Here is a 15,518-nt window from a genome sequence, read left to right on the forward strand (position 1 = left end):
GTCGAATCGAAACGAGCTCGCGGCCGAGCGAATCGTTCGGCCGGAGCGGAACCTTGACTGTAGTGCAGGAGATATTTAGAGTCCACTCCACGACGCAACCGTGGAGGTGTACCGGCGGTGACTGATCTCCAGAGCGTGCTGCACGACCTCGACCAACGGCGTGACGCCCACCTCGACGAGCTCGACCGGTACGTCTCGATTCCCTCGGTCAGCTCCGAGGACCGGGGCGTGCGTGAAGCGGCCGATCACATCCGCGGTCGCGCGGCCGCCTGGGGTCTGGAGACGATGCTGCTGGAGACCGGCGGCCAGCCCGCCGTGCTGCTGCACGGGCCGCAGGTCGACGACGCGCCCCGCGTGCTGATCTACGGTCACTACGACGTGCAGCCCGCGGGCAGCGCCGACGACTGGCTGTTCGAACCGTTCAGCACGACGGTGCACGGCGGTCGCGTCTACGGCCGCGGCACCGCCGACAACAAGGGCCAGCATCTCGCCCACCTCCTGGCCATCGAGTCATGGATCCGTCTTCATGGCGCGCCGCCCTGCAACGTCACCCTGCTGCTGGACGGTGAGGAGGAGGTCGGCAGCCCGAACCTCGCCGATCTGGTCCGCCGCAACGCGGATCTCCTTGCCTGCGATCTCGTCGTCTGGAGCGACGGCCCGGTGCACGAGAGCGGACGCGCGACGATGAACTTCGGGGTGCGGGGAATCGTCCAGTTCGAGCTGATCGCACAGGGCGCGGCCATCGATCTGCACTCGGGCAACTGGGGCGGGGTCGGACGGAATCCCGCCTGGGAGCTGGTGCACCTGCTCGCGTCGATGAAGAACGACCGTGGGCTGGTCACGATCGACGGCTTCACCGACGACGTGACACCGCTCAGCGCTGCCGAGGCACGCGCGCTCGAAGCCCTGCCCGTCGACGACGAACAGCTTGCCGCCCTCGGCATCGGTCGCTGGGACGAACCCGCCGAGCGGCCGTTCTACGACCGTCTCGCGGCACATCCGACCCTCACGATCAGCCGGTTCGAGACCGGTGCCTCGGGCGGGGACCGCGCGGTGATCCCGGCCATGGCGCGAGCCGTCTGCGACGTCCGGCTGGTCGATGCGATGACGGTCGACACCACGTACGAGCGCATCGCCGACCACGTGCGGCGCCACGCCCCCGATGTGCGCTGCACGCTGCGCGCGGCGATGGAGCCGTCCCGCACGGACCTCGACTCGGCGTTCGTCGAACCGATCCGACGGGCATTGCGACTCGTGCACGGCGAGGATCCGTACCTCGTGCCGGCCATGGGCGGCAGCCTTCCGGACTACGTGTTCACGAAGATCCTCGGCGTGCCGTCGATCGGTGTGCCGTTCGCCAACGCCGACGAGGCCAACCACGCTCCCAACGAGAACATCGAGCTGCATCGGTACCTGTCGGCGCCGAAGATCGCCGCGGCGCTGCTGTCCGAGCTGTCGAGGGTGAGGGTCCGATGACCGGCGACTGGCGGCAGGGCTTCCTCGCGCCCCGCCTCAGGTGGGTACAGGTGGCGAAGGCCGAGCGGTCGCGGGGGCTTGCGGCGCTGCAGGACGAGCACGGGCTCGAGCTCGCGGCGTGCGACTTCACCACCGGGGAGGTCCGCCGAATCGGCGTGCCCACCGACGGGTTCATCGACTCGGCGTGGGTCGCCGCCGACGCGACCTCCGCGTTCTTCCTCGCCGACGACGGAGGCAACGAGCTCGGGCACGTCCATCGCGTGCTGCTCGACGATCCGAGCGTGATCGAGGACATGACGCCGGGCCTGCCCGACTACACGCTGCGCGGTGCGGACGTGAGCGCGGACGGCGAGACGCTCGTGCTCGACCTCGTCACCGACGAGGGCTACGACCTGGTCTGTCTCCCCGTCCGTGGCGCACCCGCGACCTCGCCCCGGCGCCTCGTCCGCACGGTGCACGAGGCGTGGAACTGCCGGATCTCGGCCGACGGCACGGTCGCCACGCTCGACACCACCGACCACGCGCCCGGCACGCGGCGTTTCGCCGTCACCGCGTACGACACCGTGACCGGCGCGGTCGTCGGACGCCTCATGCTGCCGTCGTCCGGCGCGGCCACCGCCGTCTGCTGCTCGCCGCACCGGGGCGATCAGCGGGTGCTTGTCGCGACGCAGCGAGCCGGCGACCGGTCGGGCGTCCTCGTCTGGGACCCCGTCGGCGACACCACCGTCGAGCTCCTTGAAGAGACCACGGCGACGGTGGTCCCGCTCGACTGGTCACCGGACGGGCGCCACGTACTGCTCTGCCTCGAGCTGCTCGCGGCCCAGTGGCTCGAGCGCGTCGACGTCCTGACCGGCGAACGGGAGCGACTCGACCTCCCGGCCGGCAGCTTCCGCTCGCCCTACCTGCGCACGTCGCAGTTCGGCCCGGGCGGCACGGTGCTCGCGTCGCACGAGCACGGAATGTCCCCGCTCACGCTGATCGCCTGGCAGGCCCCGTCCCGGCACCGGGTGGTGCTCGGTGGAGACGGTTCGGCGGACCGCGCCGGTTTCGAGCACGTCGTGTTCCCGTCGAGCGACGGTACGCAGATCCAGGGATGGCTCGCGCGCCCGACCGGCACCGGCCCGTTCCCGGCGGTCGTGCACTGCCACGGTGGCCCGCACGTCTGCGTCGCCGACGAGTTCACACCCGCCGCCCGGGCCTGGGTCGAGCACGGCTTCGCCTTCCTCACGGTGAACTATCGCGGCTCGTCAGGGCGGGGCCGCGCGTTCGAGGAGCAGATCCACGGCGATGTCGGCCGCTGGGAGCTCGAAGACCTCGCCGCCGCGCACAGGTGGCTCGTCGACGGGGGAATCTCGGCCGCCGGTCAGATCCTCATCAACGGCGAGTCCTACGGCGGGTTCCTCGTGCTCTATGCGCTCGGACGGCAACCGGAGCTGTGGGCCGCGGGTATCGGGGAGGTCGTCCTCGCCGACTGGGAGCTGACCCACCACGACAGCCCGCTGGCGATGCGGCGTTTGGACGAGATGCTCTTCGGCGGGCCGCCCGAGACCCACGGCGACCTCTACCGTGAGCGTTCCCCGCTCACGTACGTCGACGAGGTCCGCGCACCGATCCTGTTGTGGCAGGGCAGCAACGACACCCGCACCCCTCCGGGACAGGTCGTCGCGTACGCCGAACGGCTCGCCGCTCGCGACCACCCGTGCGAGCTGCACTGGTTCGAAGGCGGCCACGGGTTCGGCGACGAGGGCGGGCACCTCGCGCACCTCGAACGAGCGATCGCCTTCGCCCGGACCGCCGTCGGCGGCTGAGCGACACGCCGGGTCAGCGGCCCATCAGCCGGGCGGGGATCCGGTCACGGGCGAACACCTCCGCCGGGGTCTCGGCACGGCGGATCACCTCGACGAGATCACCGCTGACCAGCACCGTCGCGGGCCGGGGAAACGCGTTGAAGTTCGTCGTCTGCGTCTCGACGTAGGCGCCGGTGTTGAGCAGCGCGACGAGATCGCCGGGCGCGACGTCCTCCGGCACGGTGACGCCGGCGGCGATGATGTCGAACCCGCAGCTGGATCCGGTCAGGTCGGCCGGCACGCCCGGGGCCGCCGACCCGCGACCGGCGAGGACGAAGGGATAGCGGGCGTGCTCCAGCACCACATCGGCGAGGAACTGTTCCGTCGTGTCCAGCTCCACCCACCGCCGATCGGGACGCTCGGGTGAACGCCGGACGCTGACCACCCGCGTCAGGTGGACGCCGGCCGGCCCGTAGACGGCCCGTCCGGGCTCCAGCTGGAGCGCAACGCCCTTGCTGTCGAAGCCGTGATGCCGCATGCCGGCACGCAGGGCCTGCGCGATGACCTGTGTGTACCGCTCCGGCGACGGCGGCTCCGGCGCGGCTCCGCGACCCGCGATCGCTTGCCCGACGGGACTGCCGCGCTCCGCGTATCCACCGCCGAGGTCGATCTCCTCCGGCCGCCAACCGCCGCAGACGGCTGAGATCCGCGCGATCTGGCGAACATGATCGCTGACCACGCCGGACCAGGTCGACAGGCTCGTGGTGTGCCGGCCGAGGTGCACATGGGTCCCGACAAGACGCGCGCTGCCAGAGTCCACGATCGAACGCGCCGCCCGTTCGGCGTCCGACAGGGCGAAACCTGGGCGGTACGCCGCGGCGAGCCCGGCGATGGACTCACCACGGTCGGAGAAGTCGCTCGGCGCCTCGAGCGTTTCGCCGCCCGGACGAAGCCGCAACCGCACGAGGGCCGGCCGGCTCCCGCTGCTGGTCAGTGCCAGGACCGTTTCGACCTCGCGGGGACTGTCGAGCGTGATCCGCACACCATGCTCGATCGCCAGGCGGATCGCCGCCTCGGACTTGTTGGTGCCGTTGAGCGACACGCGGGCGGGATCGACGCCGGTCGAGAGCGCCGCCCGCAGCTCATGCTCGCCGAAGGTGTCACACCCGACGCCCTCCCCGTTGAGCACATGGCGCAGCGCCAGACAGGTGTTGGCCTTGAAGGCCGGCAGCAGCGCGGCCGGACCGTCGGGCCACGCGTCCTCCAGCGCCTGCCTCCACCGCCGGGTCTCACGGCGCAGCTGCGTCTCGGACACCACGAAGACCGGGGTGCCGAACTCCCGTGCGATCTGTCCGGCGCTCACCTCGTCGAGGAACAGCTCACCATCGCGGAACGAAAGGTGCTCATGCAGCGGCATTCCACGATGATAGTCAACTAGAATTTTAGAGTCGACTTCAAAGCTGGCCAGAATTTAGGGGGCTGCCCCCTGGGTTGCCCGGCGCTGGGGTCCTGATCACGTGCAGGACCTGGTCCAGTGCCGTGATCGCGAAGATGTGGGACAGCCGGTCGTCTGGGTCGGCGATGCTGAACCCGCACCCGAGCCGCGTGGCGGTCTTGTGCGCGCGAATGACGGCAGCCCAGCCCCGGACGAGTCGCTGAACTCGATCCCGGCCACATCCACAGTGACCGCGCGGGCGCCGGCGTCGAACGCCTCCAGCACCGCAGCGTGGAAGCCGTCGGCTGCGGCGTAGTCGAGGTGCCCGACGGCAACCAGCCGCACGACGCACCGAACGCCACCGACGAGGACCGGGGCTGGGGCGAGATCCTCGCCGCAGCAGCGCTACAGGGCGCCATCTTCGCCGTCGTCAAAGCGGCGGTCGACCGGGCGGCGCGGTCGCGGTGCGGCGCACCACCCACTGGCCGACCTGAGCCTGCGCGGCTCTAGCGCCTCCGTCGTCCCGAACGGCGCGGAGGCAGCTCACATCTGGGTGGTGCCGGGCAGTACGTCGACGATGGTGAAGACGCGGTCCAGGGCGGTCAGCCGGAAGATCCGCAGCAGCCGCTCGTGCGGGGCGACCAGCGTCAACCCGCTGCCAGCCTCCTGGTGCAGGCGCTTGTGGACGCCGACGAAGACGCTGAGGGCGGTGGAGTCCAGGAACGCCACCTCGGTCAGATCGACGGTCAGCGCCGTCACGCCGTCGTCGAGGTAGGCGTGCAGGTACTGCCGCAGCTCGGTGCTGGTGGCGACGTCGAGTTCCCCGGTGGCAGCGACCACGGTCGGGGAGCCCGGCGTGAAGGTCACGGACAACTGCATGACGGGCTCCCAACGGGCACCGGCGGATGGCAAATCTTAGCTCTCGCACCGGGCCCGGCGGGGCTGCCGCTGGGGTTCGGGCGCGTCGCGAGGTGACGACATCGAATCTCAGGTCGCCATCACCCGTTTCGTCGGTGAACGCGGAGAGTCGATCGGCGAGGGGCCGCAAACCGTCGGTGTGCGTGGGGTCGGTGGCGGTGTCCTGCAGCCGGCCGATGGGCGCCTTGTTGCAAGTTACTGGCAATTGCGGAAGACTTGCATCTTGTGGGCGATGACGGCCGACCGTCGGTCCGGGTGGAAGTCCTCGTGCTCGGCGCGGACGGGCAGCTGCACCACCGGGACCATGCCGGTGACCTGTGCAGCGGCGGGCATCCAGCCGAGGTCGCGGCGGCACTGGCGACCCGTCGGCGGCGCGGCGGTGTGGTGGCCGGTCAGGTCTGCGGAGACGTCCCGTCGGGTCAGGGCCCGGCAGGGCACGGCGGCGCCCAGCGCGATGGTCCTCAGCCAGACTGGGCGCCGCCACTGACCATCTTGCACTCCACGTCACGGCGCTACGCCGACGGCGGTGTCGTGCTCACCTACGCCGCGATCCTCGACGGCAACCCCGACCCGGCCGCCCGGCCAGTCCACTCCCAGCGGCCCGCACCACCCCTGTGGCGCTGCTTCGACGAGCACCTGCCCGGCGGCATCAGCCCAGCCGGGCTGCTTGACCTGACACCCAACCTGAGAACTGTGGAAAGGACCGCATCCGGATGAGCGTCTACACGCTGCCCGACCTGCCCTACGACTACGCTGCCCTCGAGCCGGCGATGTCCGGCGACATCCTCGAGCTGCATCACGGCAAGCACCACGCCGCCTACGTCAAAGGCGCCAACGACACCCTCGACCAGCTCGCCGAGGCCCGCGACAAGGGCGCCCTCGGCGGCCTCGTCGGGCTGGAGAAGACCCTCGCGTTCAACCTGTCCGGGCACGTCCTGCACTCGATCTTCTGGAGCAACCTCTCCCCGGACGGCGGCGACCGCCCCGACGGCGACCTCGCCGCCGCGATCGACGAACACTTCGGCTCCTTCGACGCGTTCTCCACGCAGCTGTCCACCGCGACCACCGGCGTGCAGGGCTCCGGCTGGGGCGTCCTGGCGTGGGAACCCCTCGGACAGCGGCTCATCATCGAGCAGGTCTACGACCACCACGGCAACGTCGGACACGGGTCCGTCCCGCTGCTCGTCTTCGACGCCTGGGAACACGCCTACTACCTGCAGTACCGCAACGTGCGCCCCGACTACGTCCAGCGCCTGTGGAACCTCGTCAACTGGACCGACGTCACCCGCCGCTTCGACACCGCCCGCCAGGTGCCCAACCCCCTCGCATGAGCATCCAGACCGTGACCGCCGGCCAGTTCGTCGCCCTGCGCAACGAACTGGCCGGCGTCTATCAGGCCGCATTCAGTCGACCGCCATGGAACGAACCCCCGGAACGGAGCAGGCGTACGTCGACCGGCTACCCCCGAAGCTGGGTCGCCCGAACAGGTGCCTGACCTGATCATCGTCTCGTGCGGGCAGGGTCAACGAGGGTGTGTGAAGAAGCAGGATCCTGACGCATCTGACTTCACCAGTCCTGAGGACGCGGTCGAATGGTAGCCGAGACAGCACGCGACGATCCGCGTTCGCTGCGGCCGCCCTGGCGACTGTGCTGATTGCATCGAACATAGGCGCTGTTGCTGGGTGTGACTACCGGGTCACACGGTCAAGATTCGATGCGTAAGGATGTGTCTATGTCTTCGCGTTCTGGGGTCGTCGTGGCCGTGGACATCGGTGCGGCTCGGATGAAGGTCGCGTACGCGGGACCGGACGGTGTCGTGCACGTCGTCCGCTTCGACGGGGACGGCTGGACGCCCTCCGCAGTCCTGGTCGAGCAGGACTGCAGCCTGATCACCGGTCCGGCCGCAGTCCGTCGAGCGGTGCACCGCCCGGAAGGCCTCGTGACGCATCCGATGGGCCGGCTGACTGCGGACACCGTGCCGGCGGAGTCGTGGTCGAGACCGCGGAGCTGGTCGCGGCGCTGCTGCGGGTGGCGCTGGCGACTGCGGCACAGGCTGCCGGTTCGCCGGCCGTCGTGGTGCGGGTCGTGACCGCCGGTTCGTGGGGTCCGCGCCGGCGGGCCGCGCTGCGCAGTGGGCTGCAGCGGGTCGGTGCGGGTGACGCGGAGCTGGTCGCTGCGCCGGTCGCGGTGGGCTGGCACCTGCTCGCGGGTGGTGCCGAGCTGTCCGAAGAGGCCTTCGTCGTCTGCGACCTGGGCGCCGGGTTCACTGCCACGGTGTTGTCGAGGACGGGTGACGGGTTCGACGTTCTCGCCAGTGTCGAGGCCGTGGACGGCGGCGGTGACGCGCTGGATGCGGCGGTCACGGAGTTCCTGGCCCCGTCCGGTGGGGCGGCGGAGCTGCTGCTGCCGGCCAGGTTGGCGAAGGAGGCGCTGTCGGTGACCCAGACGGTGCTGGTGCCGGGCCCGTCGGGCGAGCAGATCGTGTTCGGGTTGCCGCAGCTGCGGCAGGCGGCCGCCGGGGTCGTGGATGCGGCCGTCGCCGCGGCGGTGCAGGCGGTCGAGGCCGCTGATGTCGGCCGTGAGCACCTGGGGCCGCTGGTGTGTGTCGGCGGGGGAGCGCGGCTGCCGGTCGTCGCGGACGCGTTCGGCGACGCGGTCGGCGTCCGTCCGGTGACGGTCCCGCAGCCGGAGGTGGCGGCGGTGCTCGGCGCGGTCCAGCTGCCGGTACCGGCAGCGGACACCACCGTGGCCCTGATCTGGGTGCAGCGCCGCCGCCAGTACCTGCCGCGAACACCGTGCGGTGCGCACCGTGACGATCCCGATCTGACGCCGCTGCCGGTACCGTCCGATGTGGACGGACGGGTCGTCGTCGGCGTCACGGCGGCCGGGTGGCTGGATCTGGCGGACCTTCCCGGTGGGGGAGTGCACCTCACCGGTGCCGGAGCGGTGCGCGCGCTGCGCGGGCTGGTGGTCTCCGTGCTGGCCGCCGCAGCGACCGCGTCCGCTCGCGGCCCAGCCGTGGTGATCTCGTCCAGCGATCTGCGTACGCTGGTCGGTGGGGCAGTCACCGCAGTGCCCGGCCTGCACGTCGTCGACAACCAAAGCTCTGCCGCAACGGTCGGGGCCGTCCTCGCCGCGGCCGGGCAGCCGGTCCTGCTCGTGCGAGGCGGGAACGGGCGATTCGACGGGCCGACCCGAGCCGGGATGACCGTCGTGTCACTCGCCGCCGCAGCGTCGCTGCCCTCATGGCAGGTGCGCGCCGACGGTACCGTCGCAGCAGCGGACGTGCGGCTCGCGGTGCTCAACGCCGCCGCAGCAGCCGTCGTCCTCACCGGACTGCGGCAGGTGACGCCGAAGGCGGCCGCGGTGCCTGCGCAGGAGCCCGCCGCACCGCCCGCCGCGCCGCGGCTGCTGTCCGTCGGTGTGCTCGGGCCGGTCCGCGTGGAGTGCGCCGACGGTGACGCGGTATCACCGGTCCACGTGCGGCGTACCGCCGGCATGCACCTGCTGGTGCTGCTCGCCGTGCACCGGGACGGCGCCACCGGCGATGACCTCGCCGCCGCGCTCTGGTCCGACCTGCCCACCCGTCCCACCCGGCGGTTCGCGACCACCCTGTCGGAGCTTCGGCAGGAGCTGCAGCAGGCAACCGGCGTCGATGTCGTCGAACGGTCCAACGTGCTCACCGGCGGCAGCCGGTACCGGCTGGAACCCTCGGCAGTGGACATCGACCTGTGGCGGTTCCACGACCTGCTCGACAACGCCACGAGCGCCGCTTCGCCGGCCGAACGCCGGGCACTGCTGCAACAGGCCGCGGACCTCGACCGCGGCGAGCTCGCAGAAGGATGGACCGCGGCCTGGCTGGCGCCGGCACGCGAAGCCACCGCCCGGCACCGCATCGACATCCTCACCTACCTGGCCGGCACCGAACCGGACCACGGCACCGCCCTCCCGCTGCTGCATCAGGCGCTGCGCGTCGCACCCGACAACGAGGCGATCCTGCGCGCAGTGCTGCGCCGCCACGCCGCTGCCGGCGACCTCGAGGGCGTGCACCGCGCGTACACCGCCCTGCTTGACCGGCGGTCGGCGGACGAGGCCACGCCCGAGACGGCCACGCAGCAGCTGTACGAGGAGCTCACCACCACGGACCCCGGCGTGCCGGCAACCAGCGGTGCGCCAGAACGGACGTCACGATGACCGGTACACCGACCGCGCCGCCGGTGCTCGTCAGCTATGACCCGACCGGCTACCCGATGCTGCCGGCCACACCGCCCGTTCCTCGCGTGCCGCGGCCCGCGGGCGACAGTGGCCAACCGCTCCGGACCAGCAAGGTCACATCACTACTGTCTGCAGTCCGTGAACAACTGGAATGACTTCAACAATGATCAACGGTTGCCTGAGACCGTCGAGTGCGGTTCGGATGCGACCGCTCTGGAGCCATGATCCGTGCGGGACTCCTACGTGTCAAAGGGGGGGATGTGAACCCCCACCCATAGCACCCCTGAAAGAAACTGGGATGCATGCGTCCGACCATATCGACGAAGAGTCGTTCCCTCAAGCGTGTGGACGGTTGCTCATTGTGTGGTCGTGGTCCAGGCTGCGGTGCGCCGTCAGGCACCTCGGAAGCTGATGGAGACTTGTGCGCCAGGTGTCTTGCCGAAGGTGTAGACCCCGGCGTAGGTGGGGTTCTTCAGCAACCGACGCAGCACCCGGGCGTGGGTCAGCTCGCCCCACTTGAAGGTTCCCGACCCACACGCCGCCCCAGCCGCGCTGCGGGAACAACCGGCCGGTGTGGACGAAGGCCAGCACCACCCCGAGTGCGGAGCCGGTGCGGCCGGACTTGGCGAACAGGTCGGCGACCGTGCAGCGTCAAAACCGTCCGGAGTCGATATCGATCGGGAAGGTGATGCATAGTGACGTCGCCTGACCTGCCGGACGTGAGATCTGCAGGCGTCCGCCGTGTGCCTCCACCCAGTCGGTGAGGCCTACGAGCGCCGTTTCGAAGGCTGGCTCTGCTCTTCCGACACCATCGTCGCTGACCGAGACCACGAGGAACTCGCGCGCGGCCGCGCGGTCGACGGTGATGTCGACGTTGATCGGGGCGGCGTGTGCGTCCTCGGTCGCGTTCGCGAGCACTTCGCATACGACGTCGTACGCGGCCACCTCGACGCTGTGGGGCAGCCGGCGCTCGGGACCCTGGCTGATCGTGACCGGAACGGCCGAGCGCCGCGCGAGTGCCTTGAGTGCAGGCATGAGCCCGGCCTGCGTGAGGATGGCCGGGTGGATGCCGCGTGTGATCTCTTGCAGAACCGTGAAGACGTCTATCAGACCTTTGATCGTGCGGCAGAGCCGCGCCTTGAGCTCGTCGAGTTCGTCAGGCACCAACGCCTCCGCCGCACGAAGCTCCAGGCCGAGCGACACCAGACGCTGCTGGACGACATCGTGCACGTCGTGTTCGAAGCGGCGGCGCCCCTCCTCGACGCCATGGACGATCCGTGCACGTGACGCGCCGCTCTCGATGGTCGCCACCGCGGTGGCGACGCCCTCGGCGAACTGCGCCAGTCGCTCCTCGGTGCCGGGTAGCGGTGATTCTCGGCGGGACCACATCACCACCAGGCAGCCCCACAGGCGGCCACCCACCGTGATCGGTGCGGCGACCGACGAGTTGAAGCCTTCGCGGCGGGCCAGGTCGGCGAAGGCGCCGGGACGATCGTCGTAGCTGTCTACCCTGGCCGGGTGGAAGGCTCGCAGCACCGGCTCCGTGACGTCGCCTTCGACGTGGAATCGCCGACCCAGCCAGGTCTCGGTGCCGGGCTTGCCGTACCCGGCGAGGACGGTGACGGTGCCAGCGGACTTGTAGCGCATCAGCCTGGTGGCGTCCGCGTCGAGCAGCGCGGCGGCCTCGGCGACGATCCCAGCGAGCACGTCCGCCGGCGGCGCACCGGACGCGACGAGCACCGCCACCCGCCGCAGACCCGCCTGTTCCGTCGCGAGGTCGTGCAGTTCGTCGCGGCTCGTCCGCAGGGACTCGGCCATCGCCTTGTACTCGGTCGCGACTGCCAGCAGCGTCTCCAGCTGGGGCACCACGCGCTCGCGGAGGCGCCGCAGGGTCGGCTCGGGCAGGTCGGCGGGGACGAGGAGGGTGCCCGGCTGCGAGCGGTACCGCAGCGGCAAAGCAACCCGGCGCTCGTCGCCTGGGACGCTGTCGAACTTGATCACAGCGAAGGGCAGACGCAGCTCCCGCGCCAGGCGGCGCGAGACCTCCGGCAGCACCGACCGCAGATCGTCCGCGCACAGCATGAGACGGCTCAGCACGGCCAGGAAGTCGGCCTCCTGGTATGCCTCCATCCGCGGCCCCTTCGCCGACCAGACGTATTGGCGCCCACACTATGCCGGTCACCGGTGATTCCAGGGTGAGGCGCCGGGTGACCAACCACCGATCGACCGGCCCGACCCCGAACTATCGACGCTTCGGGAAACGCTCGTCGTAACGGAGGCAGAGCAAGAAGCTGTCTCACGTGTACGCGATCTGCGCGCCGGGCTCAGCGCGACGGCCTCGTGGGCAGCAGCCCTTCCTCGTGATCGAGTTCCCGTTCGAGCACGCGGAGGCCCTCATCCGGCAGTCTGCCGGCGTCACGCCACTGCAGCAGTTCCTCCCGCTGGGCATCGATGACCTCCCGGCGGACGTGCAGCGCGGCTTCGTGTCGCGGCGACAACGGCACGTGGACCAGGTCAGTGCTGCTCAGCTGGTCTCGTCGGACCCTGGTGGTGGGTCAACTGGCCGCGGAGTTTTCCACGCATCGTGTTGATTTTCCCACGCATCGTGTTGATCGCGTGGGTCTCGACGTCGTCATGCGCTTGAGCCGCCAACTCGTCGAGCCTGGCCAGAGCAGCCTCGACAGCGGCCGAGCGTGCCTCGTTGCGTAGCCGCGCCTGGTCGACCTCATCGGCGCGCAGGCCGAGCGCTTGGACCAGGGGTGCGAAGGTGAGACCCTGACCCACCAGTGTGACCAGTACGACGACAAACGTGCAGAACAGCAGCAGATCGCGATTCGGCAACGGGGTGCCGTTGGCGGTGACCAGTGGCAGGGTGGAAATCGCCGCGAGGCTGATCACGCCTCGGGTGCCGGACCAGCTGAGGGCCACGATGTCGCGGCACGTGAGCCGCTGGGATTCGCGATCGTGTGACGGTGCCGCCCGTGTCTCGTCCGCCCCAGCGCGGTCGTCGTCGACAGTCTGGCCACCCAGCCAGGGTGCGCAGCGATCGGGGCAGCGACTGGGTCAACACCAGCCACACCGGGCGTAGCAGCAACACCACACCGACGGTGATCGTCACCGCGATGACAATCGTGGCCGCGTCGTACCGCGCGAGGCCGCGTACAACCTCGGGCAACTGCTGCCCTATCAGCAGGAACACGAAGCCTTCGAGCAGGAAGTCGACCAGCCGCCAGACCGCGCTCGTCTGCAGCCGGCTCGCGCCTGAGGCCGACCGTGGCCGGTGGTGCCCGGCGTCGCAGACGAGGCGTAGCGCTTGACGTATGAGCATTGACCGCGCCGATCACGGCGGCCCAGGGCAACGGCTTACAACGTCGGGCAACGTGCCGGTAGTGCGTACGCATCCGCCGCCGCACCCTTCCGCAGACCGGCACCGCCGGCGCCAAGGCAGTCAGGCGCCGGGGCCGACGTCGTGTCGCTGACGCTACTACCTGCCATGCGTCGAGACAATGCGGGCAGTTCAGGCCGGCGACATGACCGCGGGCCGGGATCACCAGCTGCCCGATCGCCGGTGTCCGTCGCGACGCGCGGGCCGCCCGTACCGGAGCAGGGCGTTCAACTCCAGGCCGATGTGCTCGTCGTAGCCCATCGCCAGCGAGAACAGCCATTCCCGTGAACAGAGGTGCTCGGCGACCCGCCGATCGGCGATCGCGATCAGCCACGCGTGTGCATCGTCGTGGCGCATCCTCGACACGGGTGCGAGTCGCCACACTTCGACGAAGACCGCACGGACGATCGACACAGCGGCGGCAGTGTCGCCCAGCCCGGCCCGAACGTGGACGAAGACCTGGTGGGCCAGCAGACGGTGGAGCCGCGCAAGGGCGGCCGGATCCCGGTCCGCGATCTGCCGAACGAGGATGTTGTATGACGCTGCAGCGGCTGACGGGTCCACCGGCGATGTTGCCATCGAAGCTCCCAACGGTGCCAGCAGTGAGGACACCGCCGGGGTCCGGAGCGGTTGAGATGACGCGCCAATGGTAGGCCACTGCCGGTCCGAGAGCGCACGATGAATGCACCATTCCCTCGTCCAGGGTTCATCACCCCAACCGACCGGTACGCCTGACGCGGTTCCCGCGGCCGTGGCACTGGGTCTGCACGGAACGATCACCGCACGCTCCTTTGAGATTCACCAGGATCTCGAACCGGGCAAGGCCATCGACGCCGAGCACGGCGTCTGGGCCGGCCGCGCCGGGGCCGAAGCGGAGATCACCCGATCACGCCGCCGTGCTGTCCGCGTCGCAGCGGTCGTCGACGATCCAGACTCACCATGACCTGTCGATTCCATCGTGACCCAGTCGATGCCGGGAACGATGAAGGACGAGGTGATGGACCTGTCGCACCACACACCGCCGAACGCCATGACCATCACCCGCTTTGGCGTCGCCGCACCTGTCCTCGCCGGCTGCGGTAGCGCTCCGGGCAAGTCGACCGCGCAGCCGGCCACCTCATCGACCGCCTCGGCCGGCCCGACTGTCAGTGGATCAAGTGGATCACCGACTCCTGCTGCGTCCGCGGCAGCGCCGGCAAACACGCGAGCCCGCCGAAGCTCGACACCCGACTCAGAACGGGCCTCCGTCGATGCGCAGGTGTGCATCAAGACAGGGACCGGTGAGACGCCGTACGCGAGCAACATCTCGTGGTTGCTGATCTACGCGGACGGAACCAGCGCGGAGCCGTCGAACACCACCTACAACCAGTTCGAAGCGCCGACTCACCCGGTTGGGGACCGGGACCTTCCCGCGGGTCGATGCGTGCGGGGACGGATCACGTTCACGGCGCCGATGGGGGAAGCGGACTGTGATGGTCGAGTAGTAGCGCCGGGACGGGTCGGTATACAACTGGGCGACTTCGTCAGCGGCCGGGGCTTCGTAGGTCCGGTTCGGGCCGACGCGGCGACGTGCCGTGCTGCGGAAGGCGGGCGCTCCCGGCGGGAGCCACCCATGTTGCCGCGTCGACCTGCACCACTGTCTACCGTGTTCTGGGCGCCGCCGAGTGTTGATCGGCGCAAATTGCCGGATACTGCAGGAACGTCAACCGCCAGCCACCGATCGGTTGACCTTTCAGGTCCTCGCGGCGCGAGGTGCCGGCGGGCAGTGCCCTGTCGAGTCCACCCGCCGGCGGTGTGCTGACCAACCCCCGTAACCAACACACTGTCGGACGCTCGAGCAGGAATGCGGGAGTCGTCCGGCACGGACGTAGTTACCCTCGGGCGCACACTCAAACCCGGCTCGGACACGAAGTAAGAAGGGTAAGCGCAAGCACGAATCTGCAGCAGCATGGGCAGCATCTGCGATTCGAGTGCAGCCCGTCGCTACCCGGACCTCGGCGCACCGCCGAAGGCAGGACCAAGGACGAGACCATTTTTGCCCAGCACGACCGATGGGCGGAAGCGACTGCCCCCCAACTCTCGGTCGTCGGGGCGTCCTCGCACGCCACGCCGGTGCAGCTCGTGCCAGATCTTGCGGGCACCGTAGACGCCGTAGTTCTCCCGATGGATCCGCTTGATCATCTCGGTCGGTTCGCACGATCCTGACGTGGGGGCTGCTCGGCCCGGGCAAGGGGATCGAGTGGGCGATCGGCGGCCTGAGGCTGGTACGTCACCTGATGCCGCGGCCCCGGTACGTCATTGC

The 15,518-nt window shown here is 70.0% G+C and carries 12 protein-coding genes and 2 pseudogenes; 7 read left to right on the forward strand and 7 right to left on the reverse strand.

Features of this window, described 5'->3' with window-relative positions; translation table 11 throughout:
• Positions 1–117 precede the first annotated feature (117 nt).
• Both AB0I21_RS48875 and AB0I21_RS48880 read left to right on the forward strand, forming a co-directional pair.
• Positions 118–1,476, forward strand: coding sequence for a M20/M25/M40 family metallo-hydrolase (locus AB0I21_RS48875; protein WP_360571553.1), 1,359 nt, complete (start codon positions 118–120; stop codon positions 1,474–1,476).
• Positions 1,473–3,284 (forward strand): prolyl oligopeptidase family serine peptidase, encoded by a 1,812-nt coding sequence (locus AB0I21_RS48880; RefSeq protein ID WP_360571555.1) that lies wholly within the window; start codon positions 1,473–1,475, stop codon positions 3,282–3,284. Before AB0I21_RS48875 ends, AB0I21_RS48880 begins: the two co-directional genes overlap by 4 nt.
• Positions 3,285–3,297: 13 nt before the next feature.
• On the opposite strand, the gene AB0I21_RS48885 is transcribed toward AB0I21_RS48880, so the two are convergent.
• Both AB0I21_RS48885 and AB0I21_RS48890 read right to left on the reverse strand, forming a co-directional pair.
• Positions 3,298–4,680: a hypothetical protein gene (locus AB0I21_RS48885; protein WP_360571557.1), complete on the reverse strand. Its 1,383-nt coding sequence runs from the start codon at positions 4,678–4,680 to the stop codon at positions 3,298–3,300.
• A 96-nt stretch (positions 4,681–4,776) separates the two neighbouring features.
• Positions 4,777–5,043: an STAS domain-containing protein gene (locus tag AB0I21_RS48890; RefSeq protein WP_360571559.1), complete on the reverse strand. Its 267-nt coding sequence runs from the start codon at positions 5,041–5,043 to the stop codon at positions 4,777–4,779.
• Here AB0I21_RS48890 and AB0I21_RS48895 point away from each other — a divergent pair.
• Positions 5,044–5,192, forward strand: a pseudogene (locus AB0I21_RS48895) (DUF4235 domain-containing protein); the annotation flags it as partial.
• A gap of 49 nt (positions 5,193–5,241) precedes the next feature.
• On the opposite strand, the gene AB0I21_RS48900 reads toward AB0I21_RS48895, so the two are convergent.
• A complete protein-coding gene (locus AB0I21_RS48900; RefSeq protein WP_360571561.1) occupies positions 5,242–5,577 on the reverse strand; it encodes an STAS domain-containing protein in 336 nt (111 codons plus the stop codon).
• A gap of 294 nt (positions 5,578–5,871) precedes the next feature.
• Here AB0I21_RS48900 and AB0I21_RS48905 point away from each other — a divergent pair, with 294 nt between their 5' ends.
• The 3 genes from AB0I21_RS48905 (at position 5,872) to AB0I21_RS48915 (ending at position 9,810) form a co-directional block, all read left to right on the forward strand.
• Complete coding sequence (locus tag AB0I21_RS48905) at positions 5,872–6,333, forward strand: hypothetical protein (protein WP_360571562.1); 462 nt, start codon at positions 5,872–5,874, stop codon at positions 6,331–6,333.
• On the forward strand, positions 6,330–6,947 hold the full coding sequence (locus AB0I21_RS48910) for a superoxide dismutase (protein WP_360571564.1): 618 nt from the start codon (positions 6,330–6,332) through the stop codon (positions 6,945–6,947). The genes AB0I21_RS48905 and AB0I21_RS48910 overlap by 4 nt, the downstream gene beginning before the upstream one ends.
• Positions 6,948–7,605: 658 nt before the next feature.
• Positions 7,606–9,810 (forward strand): hypothetical protein, encoded by a 2,205-nt coding sequence (locus tag AB0I21_RS48915; protein WP_360571566.1) that lies wholly within the window; start codon positions 7,606–7,608, stop codon positions 9,808–9,810.
• A gap of 672 nt (positions 9,811–10,482) precedes the next feature.
• On the opposite strand, the gene AB0I21_RS48920 is transcribed toward AB0I21_RS48915, so the two are convergent.
• From AB0I21_RS48920 to AB0I21_RS48930, 3 genes and pseudogenes are all read right to left on the reverse strand, one after another.
• The gene (locus AB0I21_RS48920) at positions 10,483–11,961 is read right to left on the reverse strand and encodes a GAF domain-containing protein (RefSeq protein ID WP_360571568.1); all 1,479 of its coding nucleotides are present in this window, start codon (positions 11,959–11,961) and stop codon (positions 10,483–10,485) included.
• A gap of 194 nt (positions 11,962–12,155) precedes the next feature.
• Positions 12,156–13,096: pseudogene (locus AB0I21_RS48925) on the reverse strand (cation:proton antiporter); the annotation flags it as partial.
• A 282-nt stretch (positions 13,097–13,378) separates the two neighbouring features.
• Positions 13,379–13,795 carry a hypothetical protein gene (locus tag AB0I21_RS48930; RefSeq protein WP_360571570.1) on the reverse strand — a complete coding sequence of 139 codons (417 nt, stop codon included), beginning with the start codon at positions 13,793–13,795 and terminating at the stop codon, positions 13,379–13,381.
• Between the two features lie 172 nt (positions 13,796–13,967).
• On the opposite strand from AB0I21_RS48930, the gene AB0I21_RS48935 reads away from it, so the two are divergent.
• The gene (locus AB0I21_RS48935) at positions 13,968–14,159 is read left to right on the forward strand and encodes a hypothetical protein (RefSeq protein ID WP_360571572.1); all 192 of its coding nucleotides are present in this window, start codon (positions 13,968–13,970) and stop codon (positions 14,157–14,159) included.
• A 1,040-nt stretch (positions 14,160–15,199) separates the two neighbouring features.
• Here AB0I21_RS48935 and AB0I21_RS48940 read toward each other — a convergent pair.
• On the reverse strand, positions 15,200–15,397 hold the full coding sequence (locus tag AB0I21_RS48940) for an IS3 family transposase (protein WP_360571574.1): 198 nt from the start codon (positions 15,395–15,397) through the stop codon (positions 15,200–15,202).
• Positions 15,398–15,518 lie beyond the last annotated feature (121 nt).

The sequence above is a fragment of the Dactylosporangium sp. NPDC050588 genome (assembly GCF_040654975.1).
Classification (GTDB): Bacteria; Actinomycetota; Actinomycetes; order Mycobacteriales; family Micromonosporaceae; genus Dactylosporangium; species Dactylosporangium maewongense.

Coding starts and splice junctions, on each gene's coding strand:
- AB0I21_RS48880 (WP_360571555.1), top strand. CDS start 1,473: ATGACCGGCGACTGGCGGCAGGGCTTCCTCGCGCCCCGCCTCAGGTGG.
- AB0I21_RS48910 (WP_360571564.1), top strand. CDS start 6,330: ATGAGCGTCTACACGCTGCCCGACCTGCCCTACGACTACGCTGCCCTC.
- AB0I21_RS48930 (WP_360571570.1), bottom strand. CDS start 13,795: ATGGCAACATCGCCGGTGGACCCGTCAGCCGCTGCAGCGTCATACAAC.
- AB0I21_RS48885 (WP_360571557.1), bottom strand. CDS start 4,680: ATGCCGCTGCATGAGCACCTTTCGTTCCGCGATGGTGAGCTGTTCCTC.
- AB0I21_RS48900 (WP_360571561.1), bottom strand. CDS start 5,577: ATGCAGTTGTCCGTGACCTTCACGCCGGGCTCCCCGACCGTGGTCGCT.
- AB0I21_RS48940 (WP_360571574.1), bottom strand. CDS start 15,397: ATGATCAAGCGGATCCATCGGGAGAACTACGGCGTCTACGGTGCCCGC.
- AB0I21_RS48920 (WP_360571568.1), bottom strand. CDS start 11,961: ATGGAGGCATACCAGGAGGCCGACTTCCTGGCCGTGCTGAGCCGTCTC.